The organism is Chroococcidiopsis sp. (assembly GCF_051657925.1).
In the GTDB taxonomy this organism is placed as follows: Bacteria; Cyanobacteriota; Cyanobacteriia; order Cyanobacteriales; family Chroococcidiopsidaceae; genus Chroococcidiopsis.
The window spans coordinates 29,349-46,361 of the sequence record NZ_JBOFLP010000340.1 but is presented as its reverse complement, the minus strand read 5'-3'; the positions used below and the strand labels follow the sequence as shown (position 1 = coordinate 46,361).

Genomic DNA, 17,013 nt, shown 5'->3' with positions numbered 1-17,013 from the left:
CTACTCTACGAGAAACCGCTTTGCGTCAACGCTTCGCCTTCGGCTGGTGCGTCTATTGCGCGACAAAATTTTAAACGCAGATAGAAACGCAGATAAACGCAGATGAACGCAGATAAAGACAAATTTAACTATTGTTTGACTTTTAACTTTTGACCTTTGACTTACTCAAAAGGCTCGCTGAATCTCCATCTAAAAACAATGTTGCCTGTGCTTGACTTCTGAGGATAGCCGCAGGACAACTCGTCGCGATCACACCTTCTAAAGTCTGCTGTACTGCTGTAGCTTTGTGTTTTCCCGGGGCGAAACAAAATATTTTTTGTGCTAAACAAATTGCTGGGATTGTCAGCGTAAAAGCGTATTGTGGCACAGCTGCAATTTCAGTAAAATAGCCTTGGCTAACTTGTTGCTGGCGGGTAGATAATTCTAATTTTACAAGTTTTATGTAGTAAGGATCTTGAAAATCTGCTACTGATGGTTCGTTAAAAGCTAAGTGTCCGTTGCCTCCTAATCCCAAACAACATAGGTCGATAGGCTGGGATAATAATAACTTAGTGTAGCGATCGCATTCTGCTAGCGGTTGTACGGTATCGCCTTCAATATAGTGAAATGCTGCTGGATTGACTTTCTGTTCGACTCTTTCGCACAAATAACGCCGAAAACTTGCCGGATGGTTAGCATCAATTCCTAAGTATTCATCGAGATGGAAAAAGACAATTCGCGACCAGTCTATCTCACCTAAATTTCCCAATTTTGAGAGAAATTCAATTTGAGAATTGCCAGTTGCTAATATTACCGTAGCATTATCTTGCTGCGTCAGTAAGTTTTGTAAATAGCTTTGCGTGATTTTAGCTGCGTCTGTGGTAAGTTCATCAGTGCGATCGTATAAACGTACTGTCAGCGCATCTACTGGAAAAATTTTAGCGAGTGTGTCGGTTTGGAAGTTGTGAGGAAGATAAGACATTTAAACAGCCTTACAAGCGTACCGCCACTCTATATATAACAGGGAGCAAGGATTAGGGAGTAGGGAGCAGACGATTTTTCAAGTTTGTTTGCTGCTATACGAATTGACTGATAGCTCGAACTTAATTTGTTTATGCCGAAATAGTGCTGCTTGGCAAATTGCTAGAGGCGCAGTTTCACCATAACCCCAAACGCCATTTGGGATAAAGCTAGCCACAAAAGGTAATCCTGGTAAGGAATGTTCCTCAACTCGAAATAACTCAAAGTGAGGTGCATCTGAATTTTCTAAATCCCAAGCAACTAATTCTAAAGCAGCTCTGATGTCTGTAGAATAGGGGCGCACGAAAAGGTGAAATTTTTCTGCTATTAAACTATCTAGATCTGCTAAAGAGTCAACTTTAATTGTTTCTAAATCTTCAGGTTGTAATTCCGTTAGTTCAAAAGTTTCTTCCATCTGATTTACTACTAGCTTTAGTTTGGTATAATTTGATATAGCGAATACGAGCAAGACTTATTGATAGGAGAATGTAGAGGATAGAGCGCTAAAAAACAATCCCCCTACAGAGAGATTTTGCTAGCAATATTCTATGGAAAAAGCTGAGAATGTAGAGACGCTATGCGTACGCCTCTACAAATGTCTGTACAGAACTTATATTTCTGCTACTGCTCTTTCAATTAACCGTCGCGCTAATGTTTGGGTTCCTGTATGTTCGTAGTAATTGGTCGAGACATCTAGAAAAGCAGCAAGATAGTCTAATTTATCGTCAGCAACTTCTATAAAACCTTGTAGGTTGCTCACAACTTTCTGCGGCGTTAATCCGCGAGAAACGACCAAATCGTTCATCCAGCCCGTGACAGAGTTGAAACTTTCACCGAGAAAGTTCAACTTACTGGCAGAATTATTCCCTGGAATATCGCTATTGATATTTCGGAAGGTAGAGTTTTGCTCTAATTCCTGGGGACTCGTTTTATCTAAAGTTGCTAAAGCCTTTTGAATAAAATCAGGACCAAAAGGAATCAAACCATCGACGCAAACTAAGGCTACCATGCGCATCAAGGATTCGCCACTGTAATCCGCCAGGGAAGTGACGAAATCACCAATACTATCGCCAGGGATACCGTTAATTTGACAAAAAGCCAGTAACTCGACGACTAATTTCAAAGTTAAGTCGATAGTTTGGGCTTTATCAGCTTTAGGAGTGACTTTATTTAAGAAACCTAAAAGCGGGATTTTTTCCCCAACTTTATTCGCTAAAGCTGCTGCACCTAAGGCTTTATCAGTACTATCTACAGTTTGATATAACCACATCGCTCTTTGATATCCTTGAGAGCGATCGTTGTAGAGATAGATTGCCCGTTCGCCAACTTGTTGAATAATACTTTCGTCAGTTTCGCCTGTAACAGTACGAATTGTATTTTCAAAACCGACTAAATTATTCCACTGCCCGGGAATCACAAAATCTAGCGATCGCAGCATGGAAACAGTCATATTATTGGTAGATAGTCCGTCCACCAACTCAATAATTGATTTGCTCATATCAAACTCCTTGATTAGTCATTTGTCATTGGTCATTTGTCATTTGCGATCGCGGAATGACTAATTTATTGCAATTTTGAGAGTCCATTGAGGTTGAATTTCTTTAACCACGCTTCGCGATCGCTAGCTGTAAAGGAGGGATCGCGAGATAAAACTTTAACTTGATAGCGATCGCCGACTAATACTGCTGTTTGTGTCGTCCCAACTTCTACAGCAGGATAACCGTTAATCTGTTTCGTACTCGTCTTAAACTTTGCTGCGGCAGTGGGCAAGCTTTTAGTATCGGAAATAGACAGCATTGCCATATCTCTACCACCTTTCTTCAATTTTGCCTCAGCAAAACCTTTTTTCTCTTGGGTATAAACTCGTTGAAATTCCCCGCTAGCGGCTGGGAAAAATCGATTGAACTCGCTGCCTTGAGTCGCTTCTTTGACTACTGCTTGACCGCTTTTTTGCTGATTGCTGACCTGTTGTGCTTGGTCAAACCGCCCTGGAGTTTCTGTAGCCGTACATGCTGTAGTAAATAGCAACAATGACAGCATTAACGCCACTAAAATTTTACGCCCTTGATGAAAAAACATAACGCCTCCTGCTCGATTCTTTACACTTATCATTTATTCTGGCGATCGCTTGCTTTAGTTTCGGAAGATTTTATATGCGTTGGGCAATGACAGCGTAAAACGGATCTTTCGCACCGACACCTAACCACTGGATGAAATTATTAGTGCCGGACTGATGGGCAATAAGTTCGGGTTCGGAGAATCCTGGCACAGCTCGAAAATACTGTTTGACTAATTCTACCCGACTTGATTCTGTCCCATCACGCCAAGCCTGAATTGCTTTTTGGTAAAACATGCGGTTGGAAAAGCTGATGATAACAATTCCGCCCGGTTTCAGAATCCGATGAATCTCGTTAAACACTGCTTCTGGATACTGCAAGTATTGTATCGAAACAGTATTCAAAACTGCGTCGAAATCTTGGTCTGGTAGCGAAAATTTGGGATTCTGATTCAGATTTTGCACGAAATAACGATGCAATCGAGGATTACGGGCTAGTTCCTCTTCATTCATCCCGTGTCCTTCGACATGAGCAAATTCTATTTCCTCTGGAAGGTGAGACACCCAGCTACTCATCATGTCAAAAATTCGAGTCTGGGGTTTGAGGCGTTCTCGATAAAGCTGAGTCAGCTGTTGAATGAAATTGTCGTCTACATGGGTGACAAATCGAGGAAAGGAATAGAACTGCTGGTCGTTAGTATCGTCTAACTTGATCCGGTCGTGAGGGCGCAAAATCATAATTCGAGTGTTTCAATACCTCTACTCTTCTCAGTGTAGAAAAAATTACGAAGTGTAAAGCTATTTTTCCACTCGTTTCTACCTAACGAATCGGGTTGTGGACGGTAATTAGTTTTGTCCCATCAGGAAATGTTGCTTCTACCTGGACTTCATGTAACATCTCCGGTACACCCTCCATGACTTCATCTCGCATCAGGAGAGTTGCGCCAAAACTCATCAACTCGGCGACGGTACGTCCTTCTCGCGCACCTTCCAGAATAGCGGCAGAAATGTACGCAACTGCTTCTGGATAATTTAGTTTTAATCCTCTAGTTTTACGGCGTTCTGCTACCAAAGCAGCGGTGAAGATGAGTAGTTTATCCTTTTCCTGCGGCGTAAGTTGCATTTTTTCTTCCTATTTAACTCGTTATATTTGGCGTTATGGCTGTCATTGGTCATTTGTTACTCACGATTCACGACTCATGACTCACTTGCCTATTTGCCAAACTCTAGGTAAACAGCTAGACCTGTCTAATAATGATAAGCGCAGTAACTGCCACACAGATGTAAACCAGTGTCGTACTTCGATCGAACTAGAGCCACGGTAACGACACAATAATCCATGTGGGAGGCGAGTGACTCCAGAATTCGGAATTAAATTCTCCCTCAGCTCCCCCAGCCTCCATAGCTCCCTCAGCTCTCTTTTCCCGACTCCCGACTCCCAACTCCCGACTCCCGAACCTTGTCCCCATAATTCTCTCGCTTGCACCACTAATTCTGGTGAGACTTCGCATCCGATCCAGGTAAGGCTGGCGACAATGGAATGTCCGGCTAAGCCGTGGGGACTGTTGAGAACCGCTTCTTCTCCTGGCAACCATTGCCGATCGATCCATAAAGGTTGTCCTTGTTGCCATACTTCAGTATGCGATCGCCATTCTCCTTGTAAAAATTTTTCTCCTCTAGCGCTGCGTCCAAATCTGGTAATTTCCCAGCCCAACCAGCTAGCACCTGGGGTTAATTCCACGCGCAAGTCTTGGCGATAATTTGCCCCGTTAAAGACGATTGTTTCTTGAGGCAACCACTCTAAACAAGCACCTTCATCGATCTGAATCTCAACTGTTTGTCTGGCTGGTAAGCCGTTGCTGCGATAAATTTTACTCGCGGCTGTTGTCGTGACTAAAGCTTGCGATCGCGGTTGGAGTTGCAGGTTGATTGAAAGGCGATCGCCGCCCACAATTCCCCCAGCCGTGTGCAAGATAGCAGTATGGCATATGTCTCCTTCTGGGTAAAACGGACGCTGCACTTTTAACGGTGCTTGAACGCGATCGCTTATTGGTTGTGTCTTACCGTTACGCAGAGCATACACGATATCTAAATTGCCATGCCAGCTAGAAGGAATATTTTTGGCGATCGCAGTATCTTGATACATAGATTACCTACCCTCCTCAAATGGCTGATATTTTCCTCCCAGTGCTTCTGCAATCGTTTGCGTATTTGCTACCATCATTTTGATATACGAATCTCCATTACTACCAGCAGCGCCGATCGAGTCAGAGTAGAGTTGGCGCGGTGCTAATTTGACTCCCGCCTCCTGAGCAACAGTAGTAATTAAAGCAGGGTTAATTGTGGTTTCAGCAAAAATGGCAGGAACTCCAGCTTTTTTCACAGCTTCGACTAATTTTTGGATAGTTTGGGCGCTGGGTTGTTCTTCCGTACTGATCCCAATTAGAGTCCCGGCGATCGCCATTCCGTAGGCGCGACCGAAGTATTGAAACGCATCGTGCGTCGTAACTAGTTTTCGTCGTTCTGCGGGGATGGTTTGAATTTGCTGAGCCATCCAAGTATCTAATTCCTGCAACTGGGCGATCAGTTGTGCGGCATTTTGAGTAAATTTCTCTTTATCTTCCGGTGACAATTCAATCAAAGCGTCGCGAATTCGGTTCACCATTTGAATTGAATTTTCCACATCGCCCCAAACATGAGGATCGGGGACGATTTCCCCTTTGCCTTTGTCTAGCTGTAAAGGTTTCACAACTTCCCCCACAGCCAATTTACGCCCTTTCAATCCTGCCGCATTCATCAGCTTAATTAGTCCTGGCTCCAAATTGTAGCCGTTATACAAAATCAAGTCTGCATCTTCCAATGCCTGACTATCGGCTGGGACTGGTTCGTAAACGTGGGGATCGTCCCCTGGCTTCAAAATTCCCCGCAGTTGAATTTCTTCTCCTCCTACCCGTTCTGCCAAATCGTTAATGATGGTGCTAGTCGCCACCACTCGCGGCTTTTCTATCCCTGGAGTGGTGCGGCTTGCATCTGGTTGGCTACAACTGAATAGAAGGACAAGAGGTAACAGGCAAGAGGCGAGAGGTAGTTGGTAGTTGGTAGTTGGTAGTTGGTAGTTGGTAGTTGGTAATTGGTATTTGCTCCCCTGCTCCTCTGCTCCTCTGCCCCTCTGCCCCTCTGCTCCCTGCTCCCTGCTCCCTGCTCCCTGCTCTCTGCTCCCTGTACCATTACTCCCACTTATCTTCAACATTATTTCCTTTTATAGATGTTTTCATATTCTTTTCATTTTTACAGTATGCTCAAAGTAGACAAAAAAAGTTAGTGTTATGAAAACTTTTAATTTGAAACTCCAGCCCAGAATAAATACTCATGGGTTTGTGCCAACTGCTGCGAACGTACAGAAAATGGATATAAATATCGCCAGCGCTGCAAATATTAATATCAGTCATTTAGGAGTGCAGTACCGCACGCAAGAAGCACTACGCGATGTCAACTGTACGGTGCGACCTGGAAGACTGACCGGAGTTTTTGGTCCCAATGGTGCGGGTAAAAGTACTCTCATCAAAGCAATGTTGGGACTGGTTCCTTTGTCTAGCGGTAACGTGCTTTACCAGGGCAAGCCTTTGGTGCAGCAGTTGGAAAAAGTTGCATACGTTCCCCAGCGATCGCAGATTGACTGGACTTATCCTGCTACGGTGTGGGATGTGGTGATGATGGGCAGAGTCAAGAAAACGGGTTTATTTCAGCGTTTTTCTACTGTCAGTCGTAAAGTCGCCCAATCTGCATTAGAACGGGTAGGAATGGACGCATATAAACATCGTCCCATCGGACAGCTATCGGGAGGACAACAGCAACGAGTATTTTTGGCACGGGCTTTGACTCAAGAAGCAGAAATATTTTGCTTTGACGAACCATTGGTAGGAATCGACCAAAAAACCCAAACTGTAATTTTTGATGTTTTCCACGAATTAGCCCAAGCTGGAAAAATCGTATTAGTTGTGAATCACGACTTGGGAGAATCGATTCAGCACTTTGACGATTTGATTTTGCTCAATCGCGAGATAATTGCTACAGGCGATCGCGCTTCAGTGTTAACTGAAGATAATCTTTATCGCGCCTACAGTGGTAAGGTGATGTATTTTAGTGGAGCTGCTGCTTAATGCTTGAGGCACTGATTGAGCCGTTGCAGTATGGATTCATGCAGCGATCGCTTGTCGTTGCGATTCTTGTCGGTTTGTTGTGTGCTGTCGTCGGCAGTTACTTGATGGTACAACGCTTGGCTTTATTGGGCGATGCCATCAGTCACTCCGTACTACCAGGACTCGCGATCGCCTTTTTAGTTGGGGCAAATATTTTTGTTGGTGCATTTATTGCTGGGGTAATTAGTACGCTGCTAATCGCTTGGATACGCACGCGATCGCCGATCAAAGAAGATGCAGCGATGGGTATCGTTTTTTCAGCTTTTTTTGCACTAGGAATTACCTTAATTACGACAATTCAGAAGCAGAATAAAATCGATCTCAATCACTTTTTATTTGGCAACATTCTCGGCGTAACTTTTGATGATGTCCGCGACACGGCGATTATTGCCACTGTAGTATTAATTGTGGTTTTTCTCTTATACAAAGAACTCCTATTTTATACTTTCGATCCGCTAGGCGCTCAAGCTGCTGGCTTACCAGTGAATCAGCTGAATTTTGGCTTAATGTTGTTAATTGCTTTAACAATTGTCGCCAGCATGAAAGCAGTAGGCGTGATTTTAGTATTATCCCTCCTCATTACACCTGGGGCAACTGCCTATTTGCTAGTAACTCGCTTGCATCAAGTGATGATTTTAGGTGCGGCGATTGGGATTGTTTCTAGTATTAGCGGCATGTATCTCAGTTACTTTTTTAACTTACCATCCGGTCCCGCGATCGTCCTAGTTGTTTCAGGATTATTTGCCCTGGCTTTTTTATTCAGTCCCAATTATGGGGTTTTTATGCGTTGGCGACAAGTGAAAACCAAGCAGTTGAGTAATGAATAATAGTAGAGTCAATTCTATCATTTGAATAATATATATCTTATAGGAGCGGACGGCTATGCGTCCCTACCTATGATATGTTCGTAATTGGTAATTGCTATACGAGCATTTTTTTATACTCTAGGTAAGATACATGGCTGACATTGTCGATATTGCTGTGGGTGCAGGTTCTTTCAATACTTTAGTAGCGGCAGTACAGGCAGCAGGGTTAGTAGACACCCTCAAAAGTCCTGGTCCCTTCACGGTGTTTGCACCTAACGATGAAGCATTTGCACAACTACCACCTGGAACTATTCAAACCTTACTACAAAACATTCCTCAATTAGCAAGAATTTTAACTTTCCATGTTGTTTCTGGTAAGTTGATGCAAGCTGACTTAGCAAAAGTCGATTCTGTCATTTCGGTGGAAGGTTCGCCAATTCCGATTAATTGTACTGATGGCTTTGAAGTCAAAAATGCCACAGTATTAGCACCTGATATTGAAGCTGATAACGGCGTGATTCATGTAATTAATCGCGTGATTTTGATGGGGTAATTTATATCTGTAGAGACGTTACATGTAACGTCTCTACATCAGGCGATCGACGTTTTAATATCTGAAACCAACCGATCGATTCTTTCCTTAGTCGTTCCCCAAGAACACATAAATCTTACACCACCAGCGCCGATAAAAGTATAGAACTGCCAGTTCTTGGCACGTAATTGATTAATGGTATGTTCTGATAGCTGTACGAACACACCATTGACTTGCCTGGGAAATAGAATTTCTACACCATCAATATTTAAAAGTTGATTTTCTAAATATGCCGCACACTCATTAGCATGACGCGCATTTCTTAACCAAGCACCTGTCTCTAGCAAACCCAGCCAAGGTGCGGAAATAAATCGCATTTTTGATGCTAATTGTCCTGCTTGCTTGCAGCGATAGGCAAAGTCTTCTGCTAAGCTTTTATTAAAGAAGATAATTGCTTCACCCATTGCCGTACCATTCTTCGTTCCGCAAAAACACAAGACATCAACACCACTTTTCCAAGTAATTTCGGCTGGAGTTTTATTCATCGCCACGACAGCGTTAGCAAAGCGTGCGCCATCCATGTGAATTTTTAAGTCGTATTTTTGGGCAATTTCTTGAATTGCTAAAAGTTCGTCAATAGAGTATAAAGTTCCTAATTCTGTAGCTTGTGTCAAGCTGATAACTTTAGGTTTGGGAAAGTGTATATCTGCACGTTTGCTGACAATTGCTTCTACTGATGCTGGGTTTAGCTTACCCATTTCGCCTCTGGCTAGTAATAACTTAGAACCATTTGAAGCAAATTCTGGCGCACCGCATTCATCAGTTTCAATATGTGCAACTTCGTGACAAATGACACTATGGTAAGACTGACAAAGTGCAGCTAGAGAGAGTGAATTAGCGGCTGTACCATTAAAGACGAAGAATACTTCGCAGTCAGTTTCAAAGATTTGCCGAAAATAATCCGAAGCTTTTTGCGTCCATTCATCGTTACCATATGCAGGCGAACTCCCTGCATTAGCTTTAAGCATATATTCTAAAGCTTCTGGGCAAATTCCAGAATAGTTATCGCTGGCAAATTGTTCTGGATTGTTTACCATAATCTATCTACATAATTAATGTTTTTTACATCGATCGCAATGTCCGCAACCTGAAAATGGTAATTCTTGACTAAAACCAAAACATTTTAACAAATACTGCCAGCGACACTGTTTCGTTGTAAGATACTGAGTCATCTGCTGTACGGCAAGAAATTGTTTAGGTGGTTGTAGTTTAATTGGTTGACGGATCGTGTAATGAAATGGATCTTGCCAGTCTAACAAATTTGCACTGTGGAGGAGAGATAACGCAATCGCACCATCCGAAAATTTGCGTGCTACAGCCTCTACTTCTCCCTTAACTGGAAGTTTTTTTGCTAATTGCTGTGCTGATAAATATTGCGATCGCATTTTGGTTTCAAAAAACTGCTGACGCTGCTTATCTTCTGGATCTAACCATCCTGTAGGTTCGCTAATTAACGTTAATGCAATACTGGGTTTTCCATCTCTGCCAGCACGTCCAACTTCCTGCACGTATTCTGATAATAATAAGGGAGAGTGGAAATGTACCACCCATCTCACGTTAGGTTTATTGATTCCCATTCCGAACGCGCTGGTACAGACAACAAATTGCATTTCTCCATTCAACCAGCTAGCTTCAATTCTACGACGTTCTTCTGGATTTAAGCCGGCATGATAAGCCGCAGTCACATATCCTCGTTGCATTAACCATTCTGCTAAACTTTCGCTATCGCGGCGGGTACGCACGTAAACTAATCCAGCTTCCCCCTGTTGTGACTGAATAAATTTCTCTAATTGTTGTTTCCGTCCTTTAGGTGTCCAAACTATTTTTACCTGAAGATGCAGATTAGAACGGTAGGGATTTTGACGAAAAATTGCTGGTTGTTGTAGTTGTAAGACTTGCTGAATTGTCCGCTGAGTTGTCGGATTGGCAGTTGCAGTAAAGGCGGCGATCGCGATTTTTGTTCCAACTGGTTTAGACTGAAGTAAAGCCGATCTCACTGTACCTAAACGGCGATAAGCTGGACGAAATGTATCTCCCCATTGAGATAAGCAATGAGCTTCATCTAAGATTAAAGTATTAATGTGTAATTGCGGTTGAGATAGCCTTTCCCAGATCGGTTTACTAAGTAAAGTTTCTGGCGATAAATAGACTAATTTTAACTGCTGCTGTTCTAATTGCTGTAGAGTTTTAAATCGACTATCTTTTGGTAGTTCACTGTGTAATAAAGCAGCAGGAAGATGGCGATCGCGCAATTCTTTAACTTGGTTTTCCATCAACGCTACTAGAGGTGAAACGACTATAGTTAAACCTGTTTGTAGTAGTGCTGGAAGTTGAAAACAAATTGACTTACCCCCACCCGTGGGCATAATTATCAAAGCATCTTGCCCTGATAATATACTACGAATAATTTCCCCTTGGGGTGGACGAAAATCTGAATATCCCCAAATTTGCTGTAACTTAGAGTGAATATGCTGTCCAGATTCAGAGTCATTCATAGGTATCGAGCAATTTTTTGACTCTGAATATAACTGCTAACTGACGGATAAGCCAATCACGATCGTAGCAGAAGCAGTCCATGCGATCGAGCGAATTGTATAACTGCTAACAACTGCACCTAGACCTATTCGTCACTAAGGTACAACCTGATTCATTCAAATTTGATAGTAATTTCTGATAAAAGCCTTAAGCTTTCCTTGGCATTTGAAATGACAGGTTTTCCAACACGGCAGATCTTATCCGAGCTACTTTCGCTCGAAGGACGCGATCGAAGGATGGGTAGAATTTAGTAGTCGATTCAAAGTATCGAGGGCTGTTGTTTGCAAACGGACATGAGCATCAATAAATAAACCAATTGCTTCCGTCATGAAATTTCTCAGTTGATCTTCTGGTTGAGTAGCTGGAAAGTCCAGAAATGGTCTGCCTGTGGTGGAATCGAAAGGATCGGCAATAGAAAAATGGTTGGCTCCTTCCAAAAGCAACAAATAACTATCATTTCTGCCACCTGCGATCGCTTCTTGGAAGGTACGCCTAACAGGAGTTGTCGCTTGTTCCCAAGTCACTCCATAGCGATGGCTGCTATTCGCAATCACCCCATCACGGGTTCCGCCAATCAACAATAGTGGTAGAGAATCAGGTAGGGGTAGGATTGTGCCAGATGCATACCCTAACTGAACGATCGCCGCTGTATGAGCACCATAAGCAAAAGCAGCTACAACTTGTGGAAAAAATTGTGAATCTGCGCTTTCAATTGCGACTCTACCTCCAGCAGAATGCCCGCCCAGAATAATATGTTGTAGGTCGAGCAAGCCAGCCAAAACCCCTTCAGCTTGTAAACGCTCTAACGCCGTTAGCAGTGTTGGCAAAGCAGAAGCTGTTGGACCTTGACCGTACATATTTGGAGCTAACATTTTCATGTCAACACCTGGAGTGAGAGCCACCATCCCAGGTAAATTTTCAGCAATCCAAGAAAATGTCACAACCACAAGTCCGCGCTCTGACAATTTAACAGCCAGCCACTGATACAGTTCGGGACCGCAGTTAATGCCGTTGAACAGAATAACAACCTGAAATGGAGAATGGCGAGAATCAGCAGGAACGATACCCAGATCCCGTTCTCGATCGCTGCCCGAGCTATGGGCTGGGTAGAAAACCTTCAGGTGAATCGTGTCATAGGGGGAAGAAGCATCTTCAATTTTGGCAGCTTGGAAAAATGCTCGAATATTCATGACATCTTGCTTTTCAACCACCTACCGCGATCGCCTCCTTACTTAATCTCTCATGAGCTGCCAAAATAATTTCCTCAGTTTGCTCCCAACCGATACACTGATCTGTCACTGAAATACCATATTTCAATTTTGACAAATCGCACGGAATTGACTGATGACCTTCATACAAATGAGATTCTAACATCATCCCTAGAATTGATGTATTTCCTTCTACAATTTGCGCGATCGCATCGTTAAAGGCTACAGTTTGTAATTTGTAATTTTTGTTTGAGTTACCGTGGCTGCAATCGATGACGATTCGTAGAGGTAAACCTGCCTCTTTTAACTTCTCTTCTACTTTCTTAACATGGGCAGTCTCGTAATTAGGCTTGCCACCACCACCCCGTAAAATAATATGACCGTAAGCGTTTCCTTTAGTTTTAAAAACGCTCACTCGTCCTCTTTGATCGATTCCCAAAAAATTGTGAGGTGTACTCGCTGCATGGAGGGCATTGAGAGCTACCTGAATCCCACCATCAGTCCCATTCTTAAATCCTACTGGCATCGATAGCCCACTAGCAATTTCTCGGTGCGTTTGTGATTCAGTTGTTCTTGCACCGATCGCCGCCCAAGACATGAGTTCGCTGATATACTGCGGTACGATTGGATCGAGTGCTTCTGTTGCCGCAGGAATGCCAATTTCCGCCAGCTTTAATGATAAGCTCCGGGCTAAATGCAGACCTTTTTCAATATGGAAAGAATCATCCATATCGGGGTCATTAATCAATCCTTTCCATCCTACTGTCGTGCGAGGTTTTTCAAAATACACGCGCATAATCAGCAGAAATTTATCTTGAACTTTGTCTGCTAAATTTTTTAATCTCCCTGCATACTCTTCTGCTGCTGCGACATCGTGAATAGAACAGGGACCAACTACAATAAACTTTCTATTATCTATACCATCTAATATATTTTCTAATTCTTTCCGAAAGCGGAGGACAGTTTTTTCTGCTTTTTCCGTTAAAGGTAACTTTGTTTTTAGTTCTTTCGGAGTTATTAAGATATGTGAATTATCAATACGGATATCAGCTATACGATCTTGCATAGTAAAAATTACCTATTTTGAAGAACGACAACAGAGAAAACCAATATTCAGTATAGTATTTTCTCAATAGAGGCAGATGAAACAATTTGGCAGAAAAATTCCCCTAAGCGTTCTAGATGGTCTAAAAAAGACTACACCAGGCGCGATCGCGATTTCCACATCGCTGTTATTACCTGTCATAAACCTAAACAGTAGCGCACGGCTGCCTCTACTTGCTAACTTAACGTCGGATCTCAAACTTGCGTAACCCTTCTAGTGTCTCGTACTCAACCGCCACGTCTTTAACAACAGCAGGGGGGTTTCCCTGGCGACACCACGCGATCGCCTCTGCTACCAATTCTCTCGTTCCTTCAAATACGGCTTCTACTCTCCCATCTGGTAGATTGCGCACCCAGCCATGCAACCCCATCTCAGCAGCCATCTGGGCAGTTGACATTCGGTAGCCCACTCCTTGGACTCTACCAGAAACGAATACATGGGCGCGAAGTCGATCTTGCATGGGTAATCGCAAATGTATTTTTTTAGTACAACAGAATAGTTTTTTCCGAAAGCAAACGATCTCAACAAAAATGGCGCTAACTGGGAAGCTAACGCCAAACGAAGCCTTACTTGGTTCATTCTAAGCAAAAATGGTGCTGCAATCTAGCTCAGACTCAAAACGACGGTTTTAGTCATCATCATCGTCATCATTGCGATCGCGAGATCGATATTCCCGATCGTCATCATCGTCATCCCGACTGCGACTTCTATACTCTCGATCGTCATCGTCATCGTCGCGATCGCGCCTTCTATATTTGCGATCGTCGTCGTCGTCATCCTCTTCGTCGTACCGATCTCTATATTCTCGTTCTTCTTCTACCCGCGAACGATATCTGTACTCGCGATCGTCGTCCCCATCTTCGTCGCGATTGCGATATCTGCGATCGTCGTCGTTGCGATCTCGATCGTCTCGATCGTCATCTCGTCTGCGATCGCCTACACCAGGAATGTTTTTAAAAAAATCGCCTATACCCATAATCTTTCTCCTAACGGTCGGGCAAGATTTTTTTACTGAATTAATCCGTAGTCTGTCATAGAAGTTTTGATTGCTATCTCCTCCAAGAGTTATAAATAGCGATCGGTAAATAGAATGAGATCGAACGGGGAGAAGGGTTAACTACCAACTACTAACTACCCCAATACATCCTGTTTATCAGCCAAAGATTCTTGCTTGGCAGAAATGCTAGGATCTTCGCTTAAATCTTGTCGATCGCTCAATTTTTCCCTAAATTCGTTGATTACACCTCCATGTAAAAGGATATTAATTTGACGCGGGCTGATGCTATGAGTCATTTCATAAACAAGATTTTTTGTCTTATTTTTAGCCACAATTGGTTGTCCAGAAGTCAAGGCATCGCGCAATCCTATAATTTCGATTTCATCATCGCGATCGATAGTGTCGTAATCATCAGGATTGACAAATTCTAGCGGCATAATACCGAAATTAACTAAATTTTGCCACCCAATTCGGGCGTAGGACTTAGCTAACACCGCTACTTGTCCTAAATATTTGGGTGCGATCGCGGCATGTTCTCGGCTCGAACCTTGGGCATAGTTGTCGCCTGCAACGATGACATGACCGCCATATTCTTTCTGAGCAACTTTAGCTCGCTCCGCAAAAATTTCATCCACCATATAGTAGACAAACTGACTAATCCCAGGAATGTTACTACGAAATGGTAGAACTCGCGCCCCTGCTGGCATAATTTCATCAGTAGAAATATTGTTACCAACTTTAAGTAAAACGGGAGCAGTAACCCAATTTGGCAATTCTGGAAAATCTGGCAAGGATTTAATATTTGGTCCTTTTTCTAAATCAATTTTACTCCCGTCTGTAGGAGGTGGTACGAGCATTTCTGTATTAACAATCTCTTTTTCTAAAGCAACAAATTGAGGATAATTCATGCCATAGATTTGTTCCAAATCTCGCGGATCTGTAATTACCCCTGTTAAAGCTGCCGCTGCTGCTGTTTCTGGACTGCACAAATATACCCGATCGTCAGCAGTTCCAGATCGCCCAGGAAAATTGCGGGGAAACGTGCGTAAAGAAATTTGATTTGAGGCGGGGGCTTGTCCCATACCAATACAACCGAGACAACCCGCTTGATGAAACCGCGCCCCAGCGTGGATTATATCTAAGAAAGTCGTTCCCATAGCAGCTAAATTCTCGATTCCCTGGCGCGAGGTAGGGTTAATATCAAAGGAAACGCGATCGCTTGCTGCTTTACCTTTGACAATTTGACTCACAATCCAAAAATCTCGTATGCCTGGATTTGCGGAAGAACCAATTACCACTTGCTGTACCGATCTGCCTTGCACTTCTCGCACGGGGACGACATTCCCAGGACTGCTGGGACAGGCAATCAGGGGGACTAATTCAGATAAATCAATTTCGTCATGAAGGTCGTATTCTGCGCCAGCATCGGCGATTAGTTCCACCCAATCTTCACCCCGTCCTTGGGAAGCTAAAAACCGTTTTACCTCAGCATCGGATGGAAATACCGTCGTTGTCGCCCCCATTTCCGTACCCATGTTGGCAATAACGTGCCGATCCATTGCACTCAAGTTTTCCAGCCCCGATCCGTAGTACTCGATAATTGTATTGCGACAGCCGTGGACATCGTAGCGCCGCAGCATCTCTAGCACGACATCTTTGGCGCTTACCCAGTCGGGCAACTTTCCTGTAAGCTTCACGCCCAAGACTTTCGGCATTTTGAGATACATCGGTTCCCCTGCCATTGCCATAGCTACGTCAATTCCACCTGCCCCAAAAGCTAACATTCCTAAAGAACCAGCGGCGGGGGTGTGGCTGTCGGAACCGATCAGAGTTTTCCCAGGAATACCGAATCGTTCCATGTGGACGGGATGACTGACACCGTTTCCAGGGCGACTGTACCAAATACCAAATCGCTGACAGGCAGAACGCAGAAATAAATGGTCGTCGGCGTTTTTGTAATCTGTCTGTAACAAATTGTGGTCTACATATTGGGCAGAAAGTTCTGTTTTGACGCGATCGATTCCCAAAGCTTCCAACTCCAGCATCACCATCGTACCCGTAGCATCTTGGGTCAGAGACTGATCGATTTTTAGACCAATCTCCTGCCCTGGAATCATTTTTCCCTCAACTAAATGAGACTGAATCAGTTTTTGAGTGACGTTCATTGGCATCATGGCTCCTATGAAAAAGTCAAGTAGGGGCGAATTTATTTCTCAATTTCAGATGAATTATCAGTAATTTACGATTTAAACCCGCCCGTACAAAAGTCAAAAATTAGAAATTTGTATCAGGTGCAACTTTTAGTCAATGAATGGTAAGAATTAAAGATAAACTTTGTTTCTTTTTTGCCTGCTATTTTCTGTCGATTCATACTACTTAGCAGTTACAGTTATTAATATATGCAAAAGTATATTCAGGCGATCGCGCATCTTCTCAAGGTAAGATTTTCGGCAATTTCCGATCTTTCCGGTCGGCTATATGTTGTAGTTTCGATATGAATTTATGCAGTCATATCG

At 43.2% G+C, this 17,013-nt stretch carries 18 protein-coding genes; 3 read left to right on the top strand and 15 right to left on the bottom strand.

Going from position 1 to position 17,013, the window contains the following annotated elements; all coding sequences use genetic code 11:
- Positions 1 to 142 precede the first annotated feature (142 nt).
- The 8 genes from ACRC32_RS27005 to ACRC32_RS26970 form a co-directional block, all read right to left on the bottom strand.
- Positions 143 to 961 (bottom strand): glucosamine-6-phosphate deaminase, encoded by an 819-nt coding sequence (locus ACRC32_RS27005; protein ID WP_438556866.1) that lies wholly within the window; start codon positions 959 to 961, stop codon positions 143 to 145.
- 78 nt (positions 962 to 1,039) lie between these two features.
- Complete coding sequence (locus ACRC32_RS27000) at positions 1,040 to 1,414, bottom strand: hypothetical protein (RefSeq protein WP_438556865.1); 375 nt, start codon at positions 1,412 to 1,414, stop codon at positions 1,040 to 1,042.
- Positions 1,415 to 1,609: 195 nt separating this feature from the next.
- On the bottom strand, positions 1,610 to 2,497 hold the full coding sequence (locus tag ACRC32_RS26995; RefSeq protein ID WP_438556864.1) for a hypothetical protein: 888 nt from the start codon (positions 2,495 to 2,497) through the stop codon (positions 1,610 to 1,612).
- Positions 2,498 to 2,562: 65 nt separating this feature from the next.
- On the bottom strand, positions 2,563 to 3,078 hold the full coding sequence (locus tag ACRC32_RS26990; RefSeq protein WP_438556863.1) for a hypothetical protein: 516 nt from the start codon (positions 3,076 to 3,078) through the stop codon (positions 2,563 to 2,565).
- Positions 3,079 to 3,148: 70 nt separating this feature from the next.
- The gene (locus ACRC32_RS26985) at positions 3,149 to 3,793 is read right to left on the bottom strand and encodes a class I SAM-dependent methyltransferase (RefSeq protein ID WP_438556862.1); all 645 of its coding nucleotides are present in this window, start codon (positions 3,791 to 3,793) and stop codon (positions 3,149 to 3,151) included.
- An 82-nt stretch (positions 3,794 to 3,875) separates the two neighbouring features.
- Positions 3,876 to 4,178 (bottom strand): urease subunit gamma, encoded by a 303-nt coding sequence (ureA, locus tag ACRC32_RS26980; protein ID WP_438556861.1) that lies wholly within the window; start codon positions 4,176 to 4,178, stop codon positions 3,876 to 3,878.
- A gap of 81 nt (positions 4,179 to 4,259) precedes the next feature.
- The gene (locus ACRC32_RS26975) at positions 4,260 to 5,201 is read right to left on the bottom strand and encodes an urease accessory protein UreD (RefSeq protein ID WP_438556860.1); all 942 of its coding nucleotides are present in this window, start codon (positions 5,199 to 5,201) and stop codon (positions 4,260 to 4,262) included.
- A 3-nt stretch (positions 5,202 to 5,204) separates the two neighbouring features.
- Positions 5,205 to 6,305 carry a metal ABC transporter substrate-binding protein gene (locus ACRC32_RS26970; RefSeq protein WP_438556859.1) on the bottom strand — a complete coding sequence of 367 codons (1,101 nt, stop codon included), beginning with the start codon at positions 6,303 to 6,305 and terminating at the stop codon, positions 5,205 to 5,207.
- A gap of 154 nt (positions 6,306 to 6,459) precedes the next feature.
- Between ACRC32_RS26970 and ACRC32_RS26965 the strand changes: the two genes are divergently transcribed.
- From ACRC32_RS26965 to ACRC32_RS26955, 3 genes are all read left to right on the top strand, one after another.
- A complete protein-coding gene (locus ACRC32_RS26965; RefSeq protein WP_438556881.1) occupies positions 6,460 to 7,215 on the top strand; it encodes a metal ABC transporter ATP-binding protein in 756 nt (251 codons plus the stop codon).
- Entirely contained in the window at positions 7,215 to 8,081 is an 867-nt protein-coding gene (locus ACRC32_RS26960) for a metal ABC transporter permease (protein ID WP_438556858.1), read from the top strand. The genes ACRC32_RS26965 and ACRC32_RS26960 overlap by 1 nt, the downstream gene beginning before the upstream one ends.
- Before the next feature lie 130 nt (positions 8,082 to 8,211).
- On the top strand, positions 8,212 to 8,613 hold the full coding sequence (locus ACRC32_RS26955) for a fasciclin domain-containing protein (RefSeq protein WP_015156623.1): 402 nt from the start codon (positions 8,212 to 8,214) through the stop codon (positions 8,611 to 8,613).
- A gap of 38 nt (positions 8,614 to 8,651) precedes the next feature.
- Here the strand turns inward: ACRC32_RS26955 and ACRC32_RS26950 are convergent, their stop codons facing one another.
- From ACRC32_RS26950 to ACRC32_RS26920, 7 genes are all read right to left on the bottom strand, one after another.
- The gene (locus ACRC32_RS26950; RefSeq protein ID WP_438556857.1) at positions 8,652 to 9,689 is read right to left on the bottom strand and encodes a threonine aldolase family protein; all 1,038 of its coding nucleotides are present in this window, start codon (positions 9,687 to 9,689) and stop codon (positions 8,652 to 8,654) included.
- A gap of 15 nt (positions 9,690 to 9,704) precedes the next feature.
- Positions 9,705 to 11,147, bottom strand: coding sequence for a RecQ family ATP-dependent DNA helicase (locus ACRC32_RS26945; protein ID WP_438556856.1), 1,443 nt, complete (start codon positions 11,145 to 11,147; stop codon positions 9,705 to 9,707).
- A gap of 246 nt (positions 11,148 to 11,393) precedes the next feature.
- Positions 11,394 to 12,377, bottom strand: coding sequence for an alpha/beta hydrolase family protein (locus ACRC32_RS26940; protein WP_438556880.1), 984 nt, complete (start codon positions 12,375 to 12,377; stop codon positions 11,394 to 11,396).
- Between the two features lie 13 nt (positions 12,378 to 12,390).
- On the bottom strand, positions 12,391 to 13,461 hold the full coding sequence (locus ACRC32_RS26935; RefSeq protein WP_438556855.1) for a 3-deoxy-7-phosphoheptulonate synthase: 1,071 nt from the start codon (positions 13,459 to 13,461) through the stop codon (positions 12,391 to 12,393).
- 220 nt (positions 13,462 to 13,681) lie between these two features.
- Positions 13,682 to 13,960 carry an acylphosphatase gene (locus ACRC32_RS26930; RefSeq protein WP_438556854.1) on the bottom strand — a complete coding sequence of 93 codons (279 nt, stop codon included), beginning with the start codon at positions 13,958 to 13,960 and terminating at the stop codon, positions 13,682 to 13,684.
- A gap of 168 nt (positions 13,961 to 14,128) precedes the next feature.
- Positions 14,129 to 14,476, bottom strand: coding sequence for a polyribonucleotide nucleotidyltransferase (locus tag ACRC32_RS26925; RefSeq protein ID WP_438556884.1), 348 nt, complete (start codon positions 14,474 to 14,476; stop codon positions 14,129 to 14,131).
- 155 nt (positions 14,477 to 14,631) lie between these two features.
- Positions 14,632 to 16,671, bottom strand: coding sequence for an aconitate hydratase (locus tag ACRC32_RS26920; RefSeq protein WP_438556853.1), 2,040 nt, complete (start codon positions 16,669 to 16,671; stop codon positions 14,632 to 14,634).
- Between the last annotated feature and the right edge of the window lie 342 nt (positions 16,672 to 17,013).

Bases quoted from the DNA above. Each gene is read 5' to 3' on its own strand.
- ACRC32_RS26990 (WP_438556863.1), bottom strand. From the start codon at position 3,078: ATGTTTTTTCATCAAGGGCGTAAAATTTTAGTGGCGTTAATGCTGTCA.
- ACRC32_RS26970 (WP_438556859.1), bottom strand. From the start codon at position 6,305: ATGTTGAAGATAAGTGGGAGTAATGGTACAGGGAGCAGAGAGCAGGGA.
- ACRC32_RS26965 (WP_438556881.1), top strand. From the start codon at position 6,460: ATGGATATAAATATCGCCAGCGCTGCAAATATTAATATCAGTCATTTA.
- ACRC32_RS27000 (WP_438556865.1), bottom strand. From the start codon at position 1,414: ATGGAAGAAACTTTTGAACTAACGGAATTACAACCTGAAGATTTAGAA.
- ACRC32_RS26955 (WP_015156623.1), top strand. From the start codon at position 8,212: ATGGCTGACATTGTCGATATTGCTGTGGGTGCAGGTTCTTTCAATACT.
- ACRC32_RS26975 (WP_438556860.1), bottom strand. From the start codon at position 5,201: ATGTATCAAGATACTGCGATCGCCAAAAATATTCCTTCTAGCTGGCAT.
- ACRC32_RS26995 (WP_438556864.1), bottom strand. From the start codon at position 2,497: ATGAGCAAATCAATTATTGAGTTGGTGGACGGACTATCTACCAATAAT.
- ACRC32_RS26935 (WP_438556855.1), bottom strand. From the start codon at position 13,461: ATGCAAGATCGTATAGCTGATATCCGTATTGATAATTCACATATCTTA.
- ACRC32_RS26925 (WP_438556884.1), bottom strand. From the start codon at position 14,476: ATGGGTATAGGCGATTTTTTTAAAAACATTCCTGGTGTAGGCGATCGC.
- ACRC32_RS26950 (WP_438556857.1), bottom strand. From the start codon at position 9,689: ATGGTAAACAATCCAGAACAATTTGCCAGCGATAACTATTCTGGAATT.
- ureA (WP_438556861.1), bottom strand. From the start codon at position 4,178: ATGCAACTTACGCCGCAGGAAAAGGATAAACTACTCATCTTCACCGCT.
- ACRC32_RS26945 (WP_438556856.1), bottom strand. From the start codon at position 11,147: ATGAATGACTCTGAATCTGGACAGCATATTCACTCTAAGTTACAGCAA.
- ACRC32_RS27005 (WP_438556866.1), bottom strand. From the start codon at position 961: ATGTCTTATCTTCCTCACAACTTCCAAACCGACACACTCGCTAAAATT.
- ACRC32_RS26930 (WP_438556854.1), bottom strand. From the start codon at position 13,960: ATGCAAGATCGACTTCGCGCCCATGTATTCGTTTCTGGTAGAGTCCAA.
- ACRC32_RS26920 (WP_438556853.1), bottom strand. From the start codon at position 16,671: ATGATGCCAATGAACGTCACTCAAAAACTGATTCAGTCTCATTTAGTT.
- ACRC32_RS26960 (WP_438556858.1), top strand. From the start codon at position 7,215: ATGCTTGAGGCACTGATTGAGCCGTTGCAGTATGGATTCATGCAGCGA.
- ACRC32_RS26985 (WP_438556862.1), bottom strand. From the start codon at position 3,793: ATGATTTTGCGCCCTCACGACCGGATCAAGTTAGACGATACTAACGAC.
- ACRC32_RS26940 (WP_438556880.1), bottom strand. From the start codon at position 12,377: ATGAATATTCGAGCATTTTTCCAAGCTGCCAAAATTGAAGATGCTTCT.